Origin of the sequence: Streptomyces sp. GSL17-111 (assembly GCF_037911585.1) — a bacterium.
GTDB lineage: Bacteria > Actinomycetota > Actinomycetes > Streptomycetales > Streptomycetaceae > Streptomyces.
Window position 1 is genome coordinate 56423 of the sequence record NZ_JBAJNS010000001.1, and the last position, 17660, is coordinate 74082.

General features: G+C 73.2%; 21 protein-coding genes. 12 read left to right on the forward strand and 9 right to left on the reverse strand.

What is annotated here, in order from left to right:
* Window positions 1-150: 150 nt before the first annotated feature.
* The gene (locus V6D49_RS00300; RefSeq protein WP_340556008.1) at window positions 151-1551 is read left to right on the forward strand and encodes an NADP-dependent succinic semialdehyde dehydrogenase; all 1401 of its coding nucleotides are present in this window, start codon (window positions 151-153) and stop codon (window positions 1549-1551) included.
* 41 nt (window positions 1552-1592) lie between these two features.
* Here the strand turns inward: V6D49_RS00300 and V6D49_RS00305 are convergent, their stop codons facing one another.
* From V6D49_RS00305 to V6D49_RS00325, 5 genes are read right to left on the reverse strand one after another with little or no spacing between them, the layout of a single operon-like run.
* Window positions 1593-3158: a polyamine aminopropyltransferase gene (locus tag V6D49_RS00305; protein WP_340556010.1), complete on the reverse strand. Its 1566-nt coding sequence runs from the start codon at window positions 3156-3158 to the stop codon at window positions 1593-1595.
* 7 nt (window positions 3159-3165) lie between these two features.
* On the reverse strand, window positions 3166-3603 hold the full coding sequence (locus tag V6D49_RS00310) for a DUF350 domain-containing protein (protein ID WP_340556011.1): 438 nt from the start codon (window positions 3601-3603) through the stop codon (window positions 3166-3168).
* 46 nt (window positions 3604-3649) lie between these two features.
* Window positions 3650-4057 carry a DUF4247 domain-containing protein gene (locus V6D49_RS00315; RefSeq protein WP_340556013.1) on the reverse strand — a complete coding sequence of 136 codons (408 nt, stop codon included), beginning with the start codon at window positions 4055-4057 and terminating at the stop codon, window positions 3650-3652.
* On the reverse strand, window positions 4054-4548 hold the full coding sequence (locus V6D49_RS00320; RefSeq protein WP_340556015.1) for a DUF2617 family protein: 495 nt from the start codon (window positions 4546-4548) through the stop codon (window positions 4054-4056). The genes V6D49_RS00315 and V6D49_RS00320 overlap by 4 nt, the downstream gene beginning before the upstream one ends.
* Window positions 4545-5165, reverse strand: a complete 621-nt coding sequence (locus V6D49_RS00325; RefSeq protein WP_340556017.1) for a DUF4178 domain-containing protein — start codon at window positions 5163-5165, stop codon at window positions 4545-4547. Before V6D49_RS00325 ends, V6D49_RS00320 begins: the two co-directional genes overlap by 4 nt.
* 125 nt (window positions 5166-5290) lie before the next feature.
* Between V6D49_RS00325 and V6D49_RS00330 the strand changes: the two genes are divergently transcribed.
* The 5 genes from V6D49_RS00330 to V6D49_RS00350 all read left to right on the forward strand — a co-directional run bounded on the left by V6D49_RS00330 (window position 5291) and on the right by V6D49_RS00350 (window position 8903).
* Window positions 5291-6211, forward strand: a complete 921-nt coding sequence (locus tag V6D49_RS00330) for a Rieske 2Fe-2S domain-containing protein (RefSeq protein ID WP_340556018.1) — start codon at window positions 5291-5293, stop codon at window positions 6209-6211.
* Window positions 6212-6316: 105 nt separating this feature from the next.
* The gene (locus V6D49_RS00335; RefSeq protein WP_340556020.1) at window positions 6317-6736 is read left to right on the forward strand and encodes a phage holin family protein; all 420 of its coding nucleotides are present in this window, start codon (window positions 6317-6319) and stop codon (window positions 6734-6736) included.
* Window positions 6733-7026, forward strand: a complete 294-nt coding sequence (locus V6D49_RS00340) for a DUF3618 domain-containing protein (protein ID WP_340556021.1) — start codon at window positions 6733-6735, stop codon at window positions 7024-7026. The genes V6D49_RS00335 and V6D49_RS00340 overlap by 4 nt, the downstream gene beginning before the upstream one ends.
* A 5-nt stretch (window positions 7027-7031) precedes the next feature.
* Window positions 7032-7292, forward strand: coding sequence for a DUF4235 domain-containing protein (locus V6D49_RS00345; RefSeq protein WP_340556023.1), 261 nt, complete (start codon window positions 7032-7034; stop codon window positions 7290-7292).
* Window positions 7293-7481: 189 nt separating this feature from the next.
* Window positions 7482-8903: a cation:dicarboxylate symporter family transporter gene (locus V6D49_RS00350; RefSeq protein WP_340556025.1), complete on the forward strand. Its 1422-nt coding sequence runs from the start codon at window positions 7482-7484 to the stop codon at window positions 8901-8903.
* A gap of 55 nt (window positions 8904-8958) precedes the next feature.
* On the opposite strand, the gene V6D49_RS00355 is transcribed toward V6D49_RS00350, so the two are convergent.
* Window positions 8959-9546 (reverse strand): TIGR03086 family metal-binding protein, encoded by a 588-nt coding sequence (locus V6D49_RS00355; RefSeq protein ID WP_340556027.1) that lies wholly within the window; start codon window positions 9544-9546, stop codon window positions 8959-8961.
* Window positions 9547-9697: 151 nt separating this feature from the next.
* Window positions 9698-10924, reverse strand: coding sequence for an acyl-CoA dehydrogenase family protein (locus tag V6D49_RS00360; protein WP_340556029.1), 1227 nt, complete (start codon window positions 10922-10924; stop codon window positions 9698-9700).
* A gap of 146 nt (window positions 10925-11070) precedes the next feature.
* On the opposite strand from V6D49_RS00360, the gene V6D49_RS00365 reads away from it, so the two are divergent.
* A complete protein-coding gene (locus V6D49_RS00365; RefSeq protein ID WP_340556031.1) occupies window positions 11071-11718 on the forward strand; it encodes a TetR family transcriptional regulator in 648 nt (215 codons plus the stop codon).
* 22 nt (window positions 11719-11740) lie between these two features.
* Here V6D49_RS00365 and def read toward each other — a convergent pair whose 3' ends face one another.
* Window positions 11741-12310: a peptide deformylase gene (gene def, locus V6D49_RS00370; protein WP_340556033.1), complete on the reverse strand. Its 570-nt coding sequence runs from the start codon at window positions 12308-12310 to the stop codon at window positions 11741-11743.
* Between the two features lie 108 nt (window positions 12311-12418).
* On the opposite strand from def, the gene V6D49_RS00375 reads away from it, so the two are divergent.
* The 4 genes from V6D49_RS00375 to V6D49_RS00390 all read left to right on the forward strand — a co-directional run bounded on the left by V6D49_RS00375 (window position 12419) and on the right by V6D49_RS00390 (window position 15831).
* Complete coding sequence (locus tag V6D49_RS00375; protein WP_340556034.1) at window positions 12419-13660, forward strand: MurT ligase domain-containing protein; 1242 nt, start codon at window positions 12419-12421, stop codon at window positions 13658-13660.
* Between the two features lie 26 nt (window positions 13661-13686).
* Window positions 13687-14415 carry a type 1 glutamine amidotransferase gene (locus tag V6D49_RS00380; protein ID WP_340556036.1) on the forward strand — a complete coding sequence of 243 codons (729 nt, stop codon included), beginning with the start codon at window positions 13687-13689 and terminating at the stop codon, window positions 14413-14415.
* Between the two features lie 99 nt (window positions 14416-14514).
* Window positions 14515-15477, forward strand: a complete 963-nt coding sequence (locus V6D49_RS00385) for a cytochrome c oxidase assembly protein (RefSeq protein WP_340556038.1) — start codon at window positions 14515-14517, stop codon at window positions 15475-15477.
* 162 nt (window positions 15478-15639) lie between these two features.
* Window positions 15640-15831: a hypothetical protein gene (locus V6D49_RS00390; protein ID WP_340556040.1), complete on the forward strand. Its 192-nt coding sequence runs from the start codon at window positions 15640-15642 to the stop codon at window positions 15829-15831.
* A gap of 51 nt (window positions 15832-15882) precedes the next feature.
* Here V6D49_RS00390 and V6D49_RS00395 read toward each other — a convergent pair whose 3' ends face one another.
* Entirely contained in the window at window positions 15883-16485 is a 603-nt protein-coding gene (locus tag V6D49_RS00395) for a TetR/AcrR family transcriptional regulator (protein WP_340556041.1), read from the reverse strand.
* Window positions 16486-16586: 101 nt separating this feature from the next.
* Between V6D49_RS00395 and V6D49_RS00400 the strand changes: the two genes are divergently transcribed.
* A complete protein-coding gene (locus tag V6D49_RS00400) occupies window positions 16587-17606 on the forward strand; it encodes an ABC transporter permease (protein WP_340556044.1) in 1020 nt (339 codons plus the stop codon).
* Window positions 17607-17660: the final 54 nt, after the last annotated feature.

Below are 17660 nucleotides of genomic sequence, written 5' to 3' on the forward strand. Positions count from 1 at the left end.
CGCGTGGCCCACCCGGTGCGGGCCCGGCCGCCCCCGGCGGCGGGCGGATCATCCGCGCGCGAGGACGGTCCGGGCGGCCCAGAGTGGGTACGCGGGTGGGGCCGGCCGGGAGGGCCCCGGCCGCGTCCCCGCGACGAGGAGGCAGCGAGCATGGGCATCGCCACGGTGAATCCGGCCACCGGAGAGACGCTGAAGACGTTCGACGCGCTGACCGGCCCCGAGGTCGAGGAGCGCATCGCGCGGGCGGCCGAGGCCTTCGCGCACCATCGGCGCACCGGCTTCCCGGAGCGCTCGGAGCTGCTGCGACGGGCGGCCGACCTGCTGGAGGCGGACCAGGAGGAGGTGGCGCGCACCGTCACCACCGAGATGGGCAAGCCGCTGCCCGCCGCGCGGGCCGAGGCGGCCAAGTGCGTCAAGGCGATGCGCTGGTACGCGGAGCACGCCGAGGAGGAGCTCGCGGACGAGGAGCCGAGGCCCGAGGACGTCCGCGACTCCGGCGGCTCCCGGGCGTTCGTGCGCTACCGCCCGCTCGGCGTCGTCCTCGCGGTCATGCCGTGGAACTTCCCGCTGTGGCAGGTGGTGCGGTTCGCGGCGCCGGCGCTCATGGCCGGGAACGTGGGACTGCTGAAGCACGCGTCGAACGTCCCGCAGACCGCGCTGTACCTGGAGGACCTCTTCCGCCGCGCCGGGTACCCGCCCGGCTGCTTCCAGACGCTGCTGGTGGGTTCCGGGAAGATCGAGGACGTCCTGCGCGATCCACGGGTCGCGGCGGCGACGCTGACGGGCAGCGAGCCGGCGGGCCGGGCGGTGGCCTCCGTCGCCGGGGACGAGATCATGAAGACGGTGTTGGAGCTCGGCGGCAGCGACCCCTTCATCGTGCTGCCCTCGGCGGACCTGGACGGCGCCGTCGGCACGGCGGTCACGGCGCGGGTGCAGAACGCCGGGCAGTCCTGCATCGCGGCCAAGCGGTTCATCGTGCACACCGACGTCTACGACGCGTTCGCCGAGCGTTTCGCCGAGCACATGGCCGCCCTGACGGTGGGTGACCCGATGGCCGAGGGGACGGACGTGGGGCCGCTCTCCAGCGAGCAGGGGCGGGCGGACGTCGAAGAACTCGTGGCCGATGCCACCGCCAAGGGGGCGCGGGTGCTGTGCGGCGGCCGGCGGCCCGAGCGTCTCGACCGGGGCTGGTACTACGCGCCCACGGTCCTCGCCGGCATCACCCCCGACATGCGCATCCACCACGAGGAGGCGTTCGGGCCGGTGGCCACGCTCTACCGGGCGGCCGATCTCGACGAGGCGGTGGCCCTCGCCAACGACACGCCGTTCGGGCTGAGTTCCAACGCCTGGACGCGGGACACCGCCGAGCAGGAGCGGCTGGTGGACGACCTCCAGGCCGGCGGCGTGTACCTCAACGGCATGACCGCCTCGCACCCCGGGATGCCGTTCGGCGGGACCAAGCGCTCCGGGTACGGGCGTGAACTGGCCGGCCACGGCATCCGCGAGTTCTGCAACGTCACGACGGTGTGGTTCGGGGACGCCGCCTCCTGAGCGGGGCACCGCCACCCTGGGCGCCCACGCGGAGGGGTGGGTCAGTACGCCTGCCACTCGTGCCGGCTGTACTCCAGGATCACCGGGTCCATGAGCGTGCTGGCCCGCACGTCCTGCGGCCGACGGTCCACCGGAAAGACGGTGGCGGCCTCCAGCACGGCCTCGTCGAGGAATCTCAGCGGCGGCGGGTCCTCGGCGAGCCGGGCTTCGGGGGGTTCCCCGCCGCCGGGCGCGGCCAGGACGAACCCCCAGTTCCCGAAGCTGGGGACGTCGACCTGGTACTCGGTGGTGGCGTAGCCCGCGGTGCGGAGCGTGGCCACGACGGACCAGTAGCTCTTGGGCGCGAAGAACGGCGAGCCGCCCTGGACCACGACCGAGCTCCCGGGGGCCAGCGCGCCGCGCAGGAGGTGGTAGAACTCCACCGAGTACAGCTTGGCCAGCGCCGCGGTGTCCGGGTCGGGGAAGTCGATGAGGACGGCGTCGTAGCGTCGGCCGACGTCCCGCAGCCAGGTGAAGGCGTCGGTGTTCACCACGGTGACGCGGGGATCGTCCATCGCGCCCTCGTTGAGTCCGCGCAAGGGGGCGAAGGAACCGGCCAGCCGGGTCATCGCCGGGTCCAGGTCGACGAGGGTGACCTCCTCGACGTCGTCGTAGCGCAGGATCTCGCGCAGTGCCAGCCCGTCCCCGCCGCCCAGGACGAGCACCGAGGACCGCTCCCCCGACAGGCCCGGGTGGACGAGGGCCTCGTGATACCGGTACTCGTCGACGGAGGAGAACTGGAGATCCCCGTTGAGGAACAGGCGCAGGTCCCGCTCGCCGGTGAAGGCCGAGGAGCGGGTGACGACGATGTCCTGGTACGGCGTCGTCTCGGAGTGGATGATCGGGTCACGGTAGAGCCGCTGCCGGGCGGAGATCTCGATGTCGTCCGCCAGCACGTAGGCCCCGGTCAGCACGGCGAGGACGCCCGCCACTCCGGTGAGCAGCGCGGTACGGACCACGCGTCGCATCTCCCTGCGGAAGATCCACAACACGACGATGACGCCCGCCACCGCGTTGACCACGCCGACCACGAGGGCGCCCTTGAGCTGGCCGAACGTGGGCAGGAGGAGCAGCGGGAAGCACAGGCCGCCGACGAGCGCCCCGATGTAGTCGACGGCGAACATGTCGGCCACGGCGCCGCCGGCCTCCTGTCGTCGGATGCGCTGGAGCATCGTCATGAGCAAGGGGATCTCGGCGCCGATGAGGACGCCGACGACGAAGGCGATGACGATCATCGCCGGGGTGTAGACCCGCAGCCAGGCGAAGGCGGCGTACAGGACGAGCACCGAGAGCCCGCCCACCAGGGCGAGCAGCCCTTCGACCAGCGCGAACGCCCCCACCGCCCGGCGGCGTAGGGGCTTGGCCGCCAGGGAGCCGATCCCCATGGCGAAGACCATGACGGACAGCACCACCGACGTCTGCATCACCGAGTTGCCGATGAGGTAGCTGCCGAGGGCGGTCAGTGCCAGTTCGTAGACCAGCCCGCAGGCGGCGCAGAGGAAGACCGCGAGCAACAGGAGGAACCGCGGCAGCCGGGAGGGGGCGGCCGGGCTTCGGGTGGTGCTCACGCGCCGGTCAGGCCAGCGCCGCGCCGACCATGAAGGCCGTGCCGATGTACATCGCCGACTGGACCCAGGCCGCCGGGTGCGGACGGTCCCCGTTGTCGTCGAGCACGGCGTGCCCCATCCTGCCCGGTGTCATGAGACTGACGACGACGGAGACCAGGGTCATGACGAGGACGCCGACGAGTCCGTACAGCAACGTGCTGAGCAGCCCGTCCGCGAGCCCCCGTTCGGACTCGCTGGCGGCGATGGCGTCGGCGATGACCAGGCCGATGGCGAGGGTCTGGCCGGCGAGGAGCACGGCCGCCCCGCGGTTGCGCTCGGTCCACACCACGTGCACCAGCTTGCCCGGGGTCACCAGGTCGAGGGCGATGAAGCCGCAGGCCATGACGGCGAAGCCGACCAGGCCGTACAGCAGGGCCTGTCCTGCCGACTCGAAGATCTCTGCCACGGTGGTGCCTTTCAGGGGGACGTCTGCGTAAGAGGGATGGGCTGGGTCATTTGCCGGAGCCGGGGCCGCCACCGCGGAAGCCGTTGCCGCTGCTCCCGGGCGCCGGCCAGACGTGCCCGACGTGGCTGTGCCAGCGGTTGTAGCCGTCGCGGTAGTCGTCGATCTCGATCCGGCTGCCGCCGAGGTGGGGGCTCACCGCGACGATGTCGTCCCGGTACCGCAGGAAGACGCGGCCCCCGCTGGTGGTGCGGGAGACGGCGGAACGGTGGTCGTCGATCTCCCCGGCGACCTTCGAGGGCCCGTCGCCGGGGTCGACGTAGTCCAGGCCGTCGCGGCCGTACTCCTTGGCGATCCAGCCGCGCGGGACCTCACGGGCGTCGTTGTCGCCGGAGCATCCGGTCAGCAGCAGCGCGGCGGCGAGCGCTGCGCAGGCGACGGGTCGAGCGGGCTTCATCGGGCCTCCAGCCAGGTGTGCGTCGCCACGATCCGGCGGCTCTGCGGGTAGGTGTGCCAGGTCCTCCAGCACAGGCCGGCGCCCCAGGGCCGGACGGTCAGGGCCGTGACGGCGTCCTCTGAACCGGGGAAGACGCCGCACAGCGCCGCCGGGTGATCGGAGTGCCGGTCGCGCAGCCGGGCGACCTCGCGGGTGAAGTCGTCCTGCCGGTGATCAAGGACGCGGGCCGTGAACCGGTAGTTCCAGTCCTCGAAACTCCAGTTCATCTGCTCGGGCAGACCGCCCACCAGGCCGGGCAGGCAGGCGACGGTCTCCCGGACGGGCCCGGCGAAGACCTGGTGGGAGGCGCCAAGCAGGCGCAGCTGAACGGTGAGTGGGCCGACCGTCACGTCCGAGACCGCGAGGGCCTCGTACGGCGGGAGGTCCAGGGCGAAGGAGAGCTGGTCGGCGTCCGTGTCCAGATAGGGGGCGGCCAGGGCTATGCCGCTCACGTTCCGCTGCCGGGGTAGATCGTCAGCGTGCCCTCGGGCACGCGCTCGCCGAGCGAGGCCTCCCAGCTCCCGCGCCCCTGATCCCCGAAGAACCGTTCGAAGGCGAGGCTCCGGCCGCCCGGGCCGTCGTAGTCGGCGTACTCCATGCGTCCTGTGGCGCCCAGGCCGGTGGTGCCCTCGGAGCGGTAGGACGCCGTGCCGTGCTCGGTGCGGTGGTAGGTGACGCCCTCGACCGTGAGGGTGGGACGACTGGGGGTGAGCTCGCCGCCGGGGTGCGCGCTCCACAGCACGACCTCGAGAGTGGGGTCCTCCTCCACGGAGAGCCAGCGCCGTCCTTCCCCGTTGTCCTCCATGGGGTCGAGGAAGTGCTCGGACCAGCTGTAACCGCCCTCGGACAGCCGCAACGAACCGCGTACGAAGAGGCGTTCGCCCAGGTACTCGACCATGTCGCCGGCCTTGAGGGCGCGCGGGTCACCTGCGGTGCTGTCCTCGGGGGCGAACGGATCCCGTGGCGCGGGTGCCGGGGCGGTACGGTCGGCGGCGCGGAGTCTGCGCACCATCACCACGATCACGGCGACCACGAGTGCGGCGGCGAGCACCGCCAGCAGCAACTTCACCCAAACCCCCGACCTCGGCAGTGCGACGAGCGCGGCCGAGTATGTCACAGAGCGTGGGGGCGCCCGCCGGGTGGTCCGTGCGCACCGGCTGTTTGCCCGATCGGGCCGGGGGAACCCGGCGCCCCATGTCGATCAAGTACGGACCTGATGGTGCCGCCCGGAGGGTGCTGGACGCGATGCCTTCGCGGGACGGCCCGGGCCGGGTGATGACCGCCGTGGACAAGGTCGAACGCGCGTCCGCCCTCGACAGTACCGCCGCGCGGCTGCGTTCCTGGGTGAAGGGGGTTCCGCTCGGACGGGCCCGGGACGTCCTGCACGGCAGGTGGCTCGGTCATCCGGTGCACCCGATGCTCGTCCAGCTTCCGGTCGGTGCCTGGATGTCCGCGGCGGCCCTGGACCTGCTCCCGGGTGAGCGGCGCGGTGCCGGAGCCCTGGTGGGCCTCGGCCTGACGGGTGCCGTCCCGGCCGCCGTGGCCGGGTGGGTGGACTGGGCCGAGCTCCGGCCGGGTCAGCAGCGCGTGGGGCTCGTGCACGCGGCGTCCACCGCGGGCGCGATCTGGCTGTACTCCGGTTCGTTGGCCGCCCGGATCGCCGGACGGCACGGACTCGGACGGGCGCTGGGCTTCGCCGGACTGGCCCTGGTCTCGGCGGGAGGGGCGCTGGGCGGTCACCTGGCCTACCGACAGGCCGTCGGCGCCAACCACGCCGAGGGGCTCGCGGCGCGGATCGGTTCGCGGTGGCACGACGTCGGGCCGCTGGCGGACTTCCCGGTGGACGAGCCCGTCCGGCGCGGTGTCGACGGTGTGCCCGTGGTGGTGGTCCGCCGGGCCGACGACCGCGTGTACGCGCTGGTCGAGCAGTGCAGTCACCTGGGCGGCCCGCTGTCCCAGGGCCATCTGACGGACGGCTGCCTGAAGTGCCCCTGGCACGGGAGTGTGTTCCGGCTCTCCGACGGGTGGAACGTGCACGGCCCGGCCACCGCCGCGCAGCCGGCGTTCGAGACCCGCGTGCTCGACGGTTCGGTGCGGCTCAGGCTGCGCGACTGACGTCCGAACGGGTGACCCCGCCGCGGCCGTTCGCGCTGCGGCGGGCGTAAGCGGGCACCGCACGGGTAACTCGGTGCCCCCCAAGCAGAAAGCGAGGTGGACGGCATGATCGGATCTGTGCGCCGCCGGCCGGCCGACGCGCACGAGGCCTCGGTGGGCGAGCTGGTCGAGCGGGCGTCGGCCCAGCTCTCGGAGCTGGTGCGCCGCGAGATGCGGCTGGCCCAGGCGGAGCTGGCGCAGAAGGGCAAACACGCGGGCATCGGCGGCGGCATGTTCGGCGGCGCGGCCCTGACGGGCTTCCTGGCCGTGCAGGCGCTGATCGCGGGTGCCATCGCGGCGCTCGCGCTGGTCCTCCCGGTGTGGGCGTCGGCGTTGATCATCGGTGGTGTGCTGCTGGTCATCACCGGGATCCTGGCTCTCGTGGGCAAGAAGGAACTGCGCAGCGCCACACCGGCCGCGCCCCAGCAGGCGATCGGCAGTGTGAAGGCCGACATCGCCGAGATCAAGGGGAGGGCCCACCGATGAGCCGTGACTTCGAGGCGGAGACCTCCAGGGATCCGCAGGTCCTGCGCGAGCAGGTCAAGGACACCCGCGCCGAGCTCGGTGACACGGTCGCCGCGCTGGCGGCCAAGGCGGACGTGAAGGCCCAGGCCCGGCGCAGGGCGGCCGACGCGCGCGAGCAGGCCCACCACGTGGCGCGGACGGCGCGCGCCGGTGGCCGGCGCAACCGTGTGCCGCTGGTCGCCGCGGGTGCGGTGGTGACCGTGCTGGTCGCGACGGCCCTTGTGCTGCGCAAGCGACACGGGTGGGGGTGAACGGGATGTCCGCGATCCTGAACAAGGCCGGCACTCTGTCGGTCGGCCTGGTGGGCGGCGTCGTGGCCGGCGCGATCTTCAAACGGGTGTGGAAGGTCGTCGCCCACCAGGAGGACACCCCCGACGCCACGGACATCGAGCGGAGCTGGCGCGAGGTGCTGATGGCGGCCGCCGTGCACGGCGCGATCTTCGCGGTCGTCAAGGCCGTCCTGCAGCGCGGCGGGGTGCTGGGCGCCCGGCGGGTGCGGAGCAGGCGGGCGCCCTGAGTCCTGCGGTGTGAGGCGGACGGCGGCGGACGGCACGGGGGGGTGCCGGCCGCCGCCGTGTGCGGTTCGGCTCCGGGGCCTTCGTGAACGAAATGAACGCAAGGGTGACCGCTGTCACACCCCGGTGGAGAGTGGCCGGACATTCCGGCCGTGAGCCGCACGTGCCGCCCCCGGGGAAGGGAGAACAGCGTGGCTGGGCAGACCTCGCCGCCAGCACCGAAGCAGGAGAAGGGCCGGGCTCCACGACGACGCCGCGACCGCACGCACTACCTCTACATCGCGGTCATCGCCGCGGTGGTCGTGGGCATCGCCCTGGGGCTCGCGGCACCGGGCGTGGCCGTCACCCTGAAGCCCCTCGGGTCCGGTTTCGTGGACCTGATCAAGATGATGATCTCCCCGGTGATCTTCTGCACGATCGTGCTGGGCATCGGGTCCGTCCGCAAGGCCGCCAAGGTCGGAGCGGTGGGCGGCCTGGCGCTCGGCTACTTCCTCGCCATGTCGACCGTCGCCCTGGCCATCGGCCTGCTGGTCGGCAACCTGCTCGACCCCGGTTCCGGGCTCCGGCTCACGGCGGAGACGCGAGGCGCCGGCGCCGAGCAGGCCGGCGGAGCGGCGGAGTCGACCACGGAGTTCCTGCTGGGCGTCATTCCGACCACCCTGGTCTCCGCGCTGACCGGCGGGGAGGTGCTCCAGGCCCTGCTGGTGGCCCTGCTCGTGGGTTTCGCCCTGCAGGCCATGGGCGCGGCCGGGGAGCCGGTACTGCGGGGCATCGGCCATCTCCAGCGGCTGGTGTTCCGGGTGCTGGCGATGATCATGTGGCTGGCGCCGGTCGGCGCGTTCGGCGCCATCGCGGCCGTCGTCGGCGAGACGGGGGTGGACGCGCTCACCTCACTGGCCGTCATCATGATCGGGTTCTACGCGACCTGCGTGCTGTTCGTCTTCGGGGTCCTGGGCGCGCTGCTGCGGATCGTCGCCGGTGTCGGCATCTTCTCGCTGCTGAAGTACCTGGGGCGGGAGTTCCTGCTGATCCTCTCCACCTCCTCCTCGGAGTCCGCCCTTCCGAGGCTGATCGCGAAGATGGAGCACCTGGGCGTCAGCAAGCCGGTCGTGGGGATCACGGTGCCGACGGGGTACTCGTTCAACCTGGACGGCACGGCGATCTACCTCACCATGGCGTCGCTGTTCATCGCCGAGGCGATGGGCGAGCCCCTGTCCGTCGGCCAGCAGGTCTCGCTGCTCGTCTTCATGGTCGTCGCCTCGAAGGGCGCGGCCGGGGTGACCGGGGCCGGTCTGGCCACGCTGGCGGGTGGTCTCCAGTCCCACCGGCCCGAACTCGTCGACGGCGTCGGGCTGATCGTCGGGATCGACCGCTTCATGAGCGAGGCACGGGCGCTGACGAACTTCGCCGGGAACGCGGTGGCGACGGTCCTGGTCGGCACGTGGACGAAGGAGATCGACAAGGAGCGGGCCGCCGAGGTCCTGGCGGGGCGGGTGCCGTTCGACGAGCGGACGCTGATGGACGACGGACACGGGACGCGGCCCCCGGCCGAAACGGGGAAGGACCTCCCCGCTCAGGACGACGGGCCGGCCCGGGCGCCCGCGGGCGTGTGAGGACCGAGTGGGTGCTCCGGCACGGCCCGGAGCACCCGCTCCCCCGCCGCGCGGCTCAGCGGTCCGCCGGGGCCCAGTGGGGGTCGCGACCGCTGAGGGCGACGGCACGCTCCAGCGGAGAGGCACCGTCCGGCACGGGTACGGGCGGGCCGAAGGGGCCGCCCTCGGTTCCGGGACCGAACGACTCCAGCAGGCCGACCGAGGCCGCCACGGCGTCCGGGTCGGCCGGGTAGGGCTGTCCGGTGGCCACCGCCAGGTCCCAGCCGTGCAGAACCAGCTCGCCCAGTGCCACGTATCCGGCCTCCTCACCCGTCAGCTCCACGCCACCGGCCCGGGTTCGGCCCTCCCACGCCGCGGGGTGGCGGAACGCCGCCGCCAGGTCCCGCAGCTGCCGCGGCAGCCGGACGCGCCAGTCGGCGGCGAGCGGCGTCGCCAGCGGGTCCGGGCCGGAGTCGGTGAGGGGGGTGAAGCGCTTGTCGGCGGCGTCGCGAAAGGCTTCCGTCAGCTCCACCAGGTGCTGGAGGAGCGCGGAGACCGCGTAGTCGCGGCAGGGCGTGGGGGCGCCGAGCCGGGTGTCGTCGACAGCGGGCAGCAGCGTCTCCACGCTGGAGGCGGCCGGTCCGAGGTCGGTCATGCGGGGCATTGAAGGCTCCTGGGCTCGTGACTGCTGTTCACCCCGTACCGACGGTTCGCGCGGCCGGAACTCATCGCGACGCCTCCGGCCCCGCCCGGACGCTTGCGCGCGGGCGGGGCCGGGGGCGTCGGGTGCCACGGCCCGTGGGCGTGCCGTGGGGTCAGCGGATCGGCATGCCGGAGACCGTCCGGGAGATCACCAGCCGCTGGATCTCGCTGGTGCCCTCGAAGATGGTGTAGATGGCGGCGTCGCGGTGCATCCGCTCGACGGGGTACTCGCGGGTGTAGCCGTTGCCGCCGAGGATCTGGATGGCCTGGGCCGTCACCGACTTGGCCACCTCACTGGCGTACAGCTTGGACATCGATCCCTCGGCGGCCTCGAAGGACTTGCCGGTCGTGGCCATCCACGAGGCGCGCCACACCAGGAGGCGAGCGGCGTCGATCTGGGTGCGCATGTCGGCCAGCTGGAAGGCGACGCCCTGGTTGTCGATGATCGGGCGGCCGAACTGCTCCCGCGTCCTGGCGTAGTCCAAGGCCACCTCGTAGGCCGCGCGCGCGGTACCGACGGCCATGGCGCCCACGGCCGGACGGGAGGCCTCGAAGGTCGCCATCGCGGCGTTCTTCACCCGCTCACCGCCGCTCGCCGCGCGTTCCCTGGCACGGGCCAGCCGCTCGTCCAGCTTCTCCTTGCCGCCCAGCAGGCAGCCGCCGGGCACGCGGACGTCGTCGAGCACCACCTCGGCGGTGTGCGAGGCCCGGATGCCGTGCTTGAGGAACTTCTGCCCCTGGGAGAGGCCGGGGGTGTGGGGCGGGACGATGAAGGACGCGTGCCCCTTGGAGCCCAGCTCCGGGTCGACGACGGCGACGACGACGTGCACGTTCGCGATGCCGCCGTTGGTCACCCAGGTCTTGGTGCCGTTGAGGACCCACTCGTCCTTGGCCTCGTCGTACACGGCGCGGGTGCGCATGGAGGCGACGTCCGAGCCCGCGTCGGGCTCGGACGAGCAGAAGCCGGCGACCTTGACGTCGTCGGCGTCCCCGTACATCTGCGGGATCCAGGTGCCGATCTGCTCCTCGGTGCCGTTGGCCATGACGCCCACGGCGGCCAGGCCGGTACCGACGATGGACAGGCCGATGCCGGCGTCCCCCCAGAACAGCTCCTCCATGGTCATGGGTATGCCGAGGCCGGTGGGGTCGAAGAACTGCTGGGCGTAGAAGTCGAGCGAGTAGAGTCCGATCTTGGCCGCCTCCTGGATGATCGGCCAGGGCGTCTCCTCGCGTGCGTCCCACTCGGCCGCGGCCGGGCGCATGACGTCGGCGGCGAAGCCGTGGATCCACTCCTTCACTGCCTTCTGGTCGTCGTTGAGGTCGAGCGCGAACTCCGTCATGGCGGGCCTCCAGCGAGTGTTACTTTCAGTAACTCAGTCTGTTACTCGTCGGTAAGGTCTGTCAACCTCCCTCAGCCGCCGCGTTCCCCACCCGGCGGGGTGTTACGTTGCGCGGGCAGCGCAGGGCACGGGCGGGGAGTGACGCCATGGAGAGCACGGACCACGGGGAACGGCGGGGCACCGCCACCGAACGCAGACGCGAGGAGCTGCTGGAGGCGGCCAACCGCGTCGTGATGCGGGAAGGGCCGGAGGCGTCCATGAACGCCATCGCCGCCGAGGCCGGCATCACCAAGCCGATCCTCTACCGCCACTTCGGGGACAAGGGCGGCCTGTACCGCGCCCTCGCCGTCCGCCACACCGACGCCCTGCTGGACTCGCTGCGCGCCGCACTCGACGCCCCGGCCGGGCGGCGGGAGCGCGTCGAGGCGACCCTGGACACCTATCTGGCCGCCATCGAGGCCCGGCCCCAGGTCTACCGCTTCCTCATGCACCCCGCCGACGGCGGCCCGCGCGGCGAGGAGGGGTTCGCCGCGGGGCAGCAGACCGCACCGCTCCTGCGGCGCCTCGGCGAGGAGCTCGCCGAGGTGATCGCCGAGCGGGTCGACCTGGGCCCCGACGCGGCCGAGCTGGCCCGGGTGTGGGGTCACGGCATCGTCGGCATGATGCACGCCGCCGGTGACTGGTGGCTGGCCGACCGGCCGTGTTCCCGGGCCCAGCTGGTGCAGCATCTGGCCGATCTGCTGTGGGGCCGGCTCGCCGCGGCCGGTGACCGGGCCGGCGGCCGGGTCTTCTGAACCCCGTGGCGCCGGGTCCGCCTCAGCCCGCGACCCGCGCGGCGGCGGGCACGTCACGGCCCCAGTCGGTACGGCGGACGGCCCGCAGCAGCCGGCGCCGGCGCAGCCCGGCGAGCCGGTCCGGGTAGACGGTTCCGTCCAGGTGGTCGCACTCGTGCTGGAGGCAGCGGGCGAAGAACCCGGAACCGACCACGCGCACGGGGCTCCCGTCGACGCGCCGCCCCGTGACCAGGACGCGGTCGGCGCGCGCCGTCCGTGCCTCCAGGCCCGGCAGCGACAGGCATCCCTCCGGACCGCGCACCGTGACGCCCTCCGCCCGCACCAGGCGCGGGTTCACGACGTGCCCCACGTGCCGCCGGTCCTCGTCGTCGGGGCAGTCGTAGACGAAGACGCGCAGCGGCGTGCCGATCTGGTTGGCCGCCAGCCCCACGCCCCGGGCGGCGTACATGGAGGCGAACAGGTCCTCGACCAGGCCCGCCAGCGGTCGGTCGAACGCCGTGACCTCCTCGCACGGGCGGTGCAGGACCGGAGAGCCGAAGAGGGTGACGGGACGGACGCGTCCGGAACTGCCGGGGATGGCGCGGCGTTGCATGGGCGTCAGCCTACGGCGCCGCCGCGGTCGCCAGCGGTGCGGTGAGGGCGAAGCGGCCGGATCTCGATAGGGTGCAGTGTGACCGAAGCGCAAGGAGGATCAACGACGATGTCGGGCAACTCGGAGCCGCTGTCACCGCGCGCCAAACTGGCGGTGAGCGCGGGCAGGGCCGCTGCGGCGGTGTCGCGGGCGGCGGGCCGCGGCAGCGGATCAGTCATCGGCGGCCGGGTGGCGCTGAAACTCGACCCCGACCTGCTGGCGCGGCTGGCCGGGCACCTGGACGTCGTCCTCGTCTCCGCGACCAACGGCAAGACGACCACGACGCGGCTCATCGCCGAGGCGCTCCGGTCCGAGCCGGACGACGTCGTGTCCAACGCGCTCGGCGCGAACATGCCGGCCGGTATCACCTCCGCGCTGGCGGGCGGTTCCCGGGCCCGCTACGGCGTCATCGAGGTGGACGAGAAGTACCTCTCGACCGTCGCCCGGGACGTGACGCCGAAGGCCATCGCCCTGCTCAACCTCTCCCGCGACCAGCTCGACCGTGCGGCCGAGACGCGGATGCTGGCCGAGCGCTGGCGCGAGGGCCTGGCCGGGACGAAGGCCCTGATCGTGGCGAACGCCGACGACCCGCTGGTGGTGTGGGCGGCGTCCTCCTCGGCCAACGTGGTGTGGGTGGCCGCCGGGCAGGAGTGGAAGGACGACGCGTGGTCGTGCCCCTCCTGCGGCGGTGTCCTCCAGCGGCCCGGGGACGAGTGGGCCTGCGGCGAGTGCGGATTCCGCCGGCCGACGCCGAGCTGGGCGCTCTCCGGCGACCACGTGCTGGACCCGCACGGGTCCGCCTGGCCGATCCGTCTGCAGCTCCCGGGCCGGGCCAACCGCGCCAACGCCACGACGTCGGCCGCCGTGGCCGCCGCGTTCGGCGTGCCGCCGCAGACGGCCCTGGAGCGGATGTTCGCGGTGACCGCCGTGGCCGGCCGCTACGACGTCGTGTCCTACCAGGGCCGCGAGGTACGGCTGCTGCTGGCGAAGAACCCCGCCGGCTGGCTGGAGACGTTCTCCCTCATCGACCCGCCGCCCGCGCCGGTGATCCTGTCCGTCAACGCCCGAGGCGCCGACGGCACCGACACCTCCTGGCTGTGGGACGTCGACTACGGACGGCTGGCCGGTCACCCGATCTGCGTCATCGGCGACCGCAGGCTGGACCTGGCGGTGCGGCTGGAGGTCGCCGGGGTCGACTTCCAGGTGTGCCAGAGCGCGGAGGAGGCCGTGCGGCGCTGCCCGCCCGGCCGGATCGAGGCCATCGCCAACTACACAGCCTTCCAGGACCTGCGCCGCGCTGTGGGCAACTGACCGTGGCGCCGTTGAGGAGTTCGAGCATGAGTGACAGCAGCCTGCGCGTCGTGTGGGTGTACCCGGACCTGCTGAGCACCTACGGGGACCAGGGGAACGTCCTCGTCGTGGGGCGGCGGGCCCACCAGCGGGGCCTGAACGTCGACCGCATCGACGTCCGCTCCGACCAGCCGGTGCCCACCTCGGGCGACGTCTACCTGATCGGAGGCGGCGAGGACCGTCCGCAGCGCCTCGCGGCGGAGCGCCTGGTGCGCGACGGCGGCCTCCAGCGGGCCGTGGACAACGGCGCGATCGTCTTCTCCGTCTGCGCCGGCTACCAGATCCTCGGCCACGAGTTCGTCAACGACCAGGGCGAGCGGCAGCCCGGGCTCGGCCTGCTGGACGTCACCTCGGTGCGCGGCACGGGGGTGCGCTGCGTGGGCGACGTCCTGGCCGACATGGACGAGCACCTGCGCCTGCCGCAGCTCACCGGCTTCGAGAACCACCAGGGCATCACCCACCTCGGGCCGACCGCCCGGCCGCTGGCCCGCGTCCGTTTCGGGAACGGCAACGGCACCGGGGACGGCACCGAGGGCGCCTGGAACGACACGGTCTTCGGTACCTACATGCACGGTCCCGTGCTGGCCCGCAATCCGCTGATCGCCGACCTGCTGCTCAAGCTGGCGCTGGACGTCAACGCGCTGCCGCCGGTCGACGACCGCTGGTACGAGGCGCTGCGCGCCGAGCGCATCGCGGCGGCGACCCAGCCGGCCTGAGGCGCGGCTCCCCCGGTCCCGGCCGCCCCCGGACGCAGCCGCGTCCGGGGGCGGTTCTACTCTGGTGCGGGCGATCGGTACGAATCAGGAGCGTTGCGGATGGATCACGGCGAACACGGCGTGTCGATGGACCTGGCGCCGTTCACGCTGGGGCGGGGACTGGCGTTCACCGGTGAGCCCTTCTTCCTGACCGGCTGCGTCGTGGCACTGCTGCTGTACGGCTGGGGTGTCGTGCGGCTCCGGCGACGCGGTGACGCCTGGCCGGTCGGCCGGATCGTCGCGTTCACCACGGGCGTGCTGACGATCGCGCTGATGATGTGCACGGCGCTCAACGAGTACGGCATGGTGCTGTTCAGCGTGCACATGGTGCAGCACATGGTCATCAGCATGCTGTCCCCGATCCTGCTGCTGCTCGGGGCGCCGGTCACGCTGGCGCTGCGGGCCCTGCCGGCGGCGGGCCGGGGCCGGACCGGGCCGCGCGAACTGCTCGTCCGGCTCCTGCACAGCCGCTACGTGCGGGTGATCTCGCACCCCGCGTTCACGATCCCGCTGTTCATCGCCAGCCTGTACGGGCTGTACTTCACTCCGCTGTTCGACGCGCTGATGAGCTCGCGGCCGGGGCACCTGGGGATGATGGTCCACTTCCTGGCCGTCGGTCTGGTCTTCTTCTGGCCGATCATGGGCGTGGACCCGGGACCGCACCGGCCGGGGTACATCATGCGCATGCTGGAGCTCTTCGCCGGTATGCCGTTCCACGCCTTCTTCGGCATCGCCCTGATGATGGGCAGCGAACCGATGGTGGGGACGTACGCCGATCCGCCGGCCTCGCTCGGGGTGACGGCACTCGGCGACCAGAACGCGGCCGGCGGCATCGCCTGGGCGTTCAGCGAGATCCCGTCCGTCCTGGTGCTGCTCGCCCTCGTCTACCAGTGGTACGTCTCCGAGCAGCGCCAGGCACGGCGTCTGGACCGGGCGGCCGAACGGGACGGGGACGCGGAACTGGCCGCGTACAACGCCTACCTCTCCTCGCTCCAGGCACGGAGCACCGCCGGTCGGAGCTGAGCCCCCAAGGCGCCGGCCCCTGGGGCCGGGCACGGGCTCCTCCCCGCCCGGGTGCGCCCGCCCGCACACGACGGGACCATGGAGGGACGGGACGCGGCGGGGCCGCCGCAGGCGCCCGGGTGTTCGGTTCCGGGCTCCGCCGGCCCGCCAAGGAGGTGCGCGATGCCAACCGCGACGAAGGTCATGGCGGGAACGACGCTCGGTGCGCTGGTGCTGGCCACGGCGTACACCGTGGGGCTGGGCGGCAGCGGGTGGGTGTGGTTCGCCTGGATCGTCCTCGGGCTGGTGACCCTGGGGCTCCTGACGGCGACGGGCGGCACGCGCCAGGGGCGCCCGCCACCGCATCCGCGCTGACGGCGTGCGGGGCCGTGCACCGGGGCGGACGCCGCTCTCCCCGAAAGAGGCTCAGGGCGCGGGCGGTTCCATGCCCATCACACCGCGCAGCCCGGTGCGCAGCAGGTGCGGGTCCAGCGGGCCGAAGAGGGCCTGCTGGACCAGAAAGCCCTGCGCCGCGCCGATGAGGACGCGGGCCGTGTCCTCGGGGGGCACGTCCGCGCGCATGAGGCCCCGCTCCTGGTAGCCGCGCACGATGCGCACCCACGACTCCAGCACCCGCGCGTAGCCCTCGCGCATCCGGGCCGCCAGCTCCTCGTTGCGCAGCGTCTCGGCCCAGACCTGGAGGGCCAGCGCGGGGGTGGCCTGCGACGGTCCGGCCAGGACGCGGCACAGGACGGCGGGGAGCAGCACGTCGGGCAGCGGAGGCTCCTCGGAGCGGGCGGCGTCGGCGAACGCCGAGCCCACCTCGTCGAACACCTCCGAGGCGATGGCCGCGATGAGGTCGTCCTTGCTGCGGAAGTAGCGGTAGACGGCGCCTGCGGACAGGCCGGTCTCCTGGAGGACGTCCTGCATGGACGTGGCGTGGAAGCCGTTGCGCGTGAAGCAGCGGCGGGCGCCGTCGAGAATCTGACGCCGGCGGGCGGTGAGGTGTTCCTGGGAGACGCGTGCCATGGAGTCACGCTAAAACGAACGTTCCTTCTTGACAAGAGGCAAAGTCGGGCGCGAGGCTGGGTGCACCAAAACGAACGATCCTTCTTTTTGGAGGCCCGCCGATGTCCACGACGCGCACCACTCCTCCCCCAGCGGCCACCGAAGCGGCGGCCCACGACAGCAAGGGGCCGGGCGACGCGCGGCGCCGCCTGGTCGCCGTCCTTCTCGCCGCCCCTTTGATCGCCGCGCTGGCCCTGTGGGCCTTCGCCTGGCCGGCCGCCCGGACGGCCCCCCGCGACCTGCCGGTCGGACTCGTCGCCCCGGCGGGTGCTCCCGTCGCGGAGCGGCTCACCACCGGCCCCGCCGAGGACTCCTTCGACGTGCACCGCTACCAGGACGCCGACGCGGCGCGGGCCGCAGTCGAGGACCGCGAGGTCTACGGAGCCCTGATCGCGTCCCCGCGCGGGACGGAACTCCTGACCGCCTCGGCCGCGAGCCCCGCCGTCGCGCAGCTGCTGGAGCGGACGGTCGCCGCGCAGGCGCCGCCGGGAACCGCGGTGCGGACCACGGACGTCGTGCCCCTGCCGGACACGGACCCGCGCGGTGCGGCCTTCGCGGCGGGCGCCCTTCCGCTCGCCCTGGCCGGCGTGGCCGCCGCCGCGCTCGTCACCCTGCTCGGTCTCGCCGGGGGCCGCGCCGCCGGGGCACTGGCGGCGGCCGCCGCCCTCGTCGGGCTCACGGCCGCCGCCGTCCAGCACAGCTGGCTCGGCGTGCTGACCGGGAACTGGTGGGCCGAGGCCGGGGTGCTGGGGCTCACGGTCCTGGCCGTCGCGGCCGCCGCGGCGGGCACCGCCGCCGTGCTGGGCCCCCGGGGCCTGGGCCTCGCTGCCTTCGTCCTCGTCCTGCTCGGCAACCCCTTCTCCGGGGTCACCTCCGCGCCCGAGCTGCTGCCCTCAGCGGTCGCGTGGATCGGCCAGCTGCTCCCGCCGGGTGCCTCCGGTGCGCTGCTGCGGTCGGTCTCGTACTTCGGGAGCGCCGCCGCCGCTCCCACCCTCGTGCTGTCCGCGTGGGCCCTGCTCGGCCTCACGGCCGTGGTGCTGGGCGGGCGGCGGCACCACCGGGCAGCCGCCGGGGCCCGGTGACGCCGGGGTGGCACCCCGGGGACGGCAGCGTGGCCCCGCACCGGCGACCTCAAA

Excerpts from the sequence above, each read along its gene's own strand:
- V6D49_RS00300 (WP_340556008.1), top strand. The coding sequence starts at position 151 with ATGGGCATCGCCACGGTGAATCCGGCCACCGGAGAGACGCTGAAGACG.
- V6D49_RS00315 (WP_340556013.1), bottom strand. The coding sequence starts at position 4,057 with ATGAAGCCCGCTCGACCCGTCGCCTGCGCAGCGCTCGCCGCCGCGCTG.
- V6D49_RS00330 (WP_340556018.1), top strand. The coding sequence starts at position 5,291 with ATGTCGATCAAGTACGGACCTGATGGTGCCGCCCGGAGGGTGCTGGAC.
- V6D49_RS00335 (WP_340556020.1), top strand. The coding sequence starts at position 6,317 with ATGATCGGATCTGTGCGCCGCCGGCCGGCCGACGCGCACGAGGCCTCG.
- V6D49_RS00340 (WP_340556021.1), top strand. The coding sequence starts at position 6,733 with ATGAGCCGTGACTTCGAGGCGGAGACCTCCAGGGATCCGCAGGTCCTG.
- V6D49_RS00345 (WP_340556023.1), top strand. The coding sequence starts at position 7,032 with ATGTCCGCGATCCTGAACAAGGCCGGCACTCTGTCGGTCGGCCTGGTG.
- V6D49_RS00355 (WP_340556027.1), bottom strand. The coding sequence starts at position 9,546 with ATGCCCCGCATGACCGACCTCGGACCGGCCGCCTCCAGCGTGGAGACG.
- V6D49_RS00360 (WP_340556029.1), bottom strand. The coding sequence starts at position 10,924 with ATGACGGAGTTCGCGCTCGACCTCAACGACGACCAGAAGGCAGTGAAG.
- V6D49_RS00365 (WP_340556031.1), top strand. The coding sequence starts at position 11,071 with ATGGAGAGCACGGACCACGGGGAACGGCGGGGCACCGCCACCGAACGC.
- def (WP_340556033.1), bottom strand. The coding sequence starts at position 12,310 with ATGCAACGCCGCGCCATCCCCGGCAGTTCCGGACGCGTCCGTCCCGTC.
- V6D49_RS00375 (WP_340556034.1), top strand. The coding sequence starts at position 12,419 with ATGTCGGGCAACTCGGAGCCGCTGTCACCGCGCGCCAAACTGGCGGTG.
- V6D49_RS00380 (WP_340556036.1), top strand. The coding sequence starts at position 13,687 with ATGAGTGACAGCAGCCTGCGCGTCGTGTGGGTGTACCCGGACCTGCTG.
- V6D49_RS00385 (WP_340556038.1), top strand. The coding sequence starts at position 14,515 with ATGGATCACGGCGAACACGGCGTGTCGATGGACCTGGCGCCGTTCACG.
- V6D49_RS00390 (WP_340556040.1), top strand. The coding sequence starts at position 15,640 with ATGCCAACCGCGACGAAGGTCATGGCGGGAACGACGCTCGGTGCGCTG.
- V6D49_RS00395 (WP_340556041.1), bottom strand. The coding sequence starts at position 16,485 with ATGGCACGCGTCTCCCAGGAACACCTCACCGCCCGCCGGCGTCAGATT.
- V6D49_RS00400 (WP_340556044.1), top strand. The coding sequence starts at position 16,587 with ATGTCCACGACGCGCACCACTCCTCCCCCAGCGGCCACCGAAGCGGCG.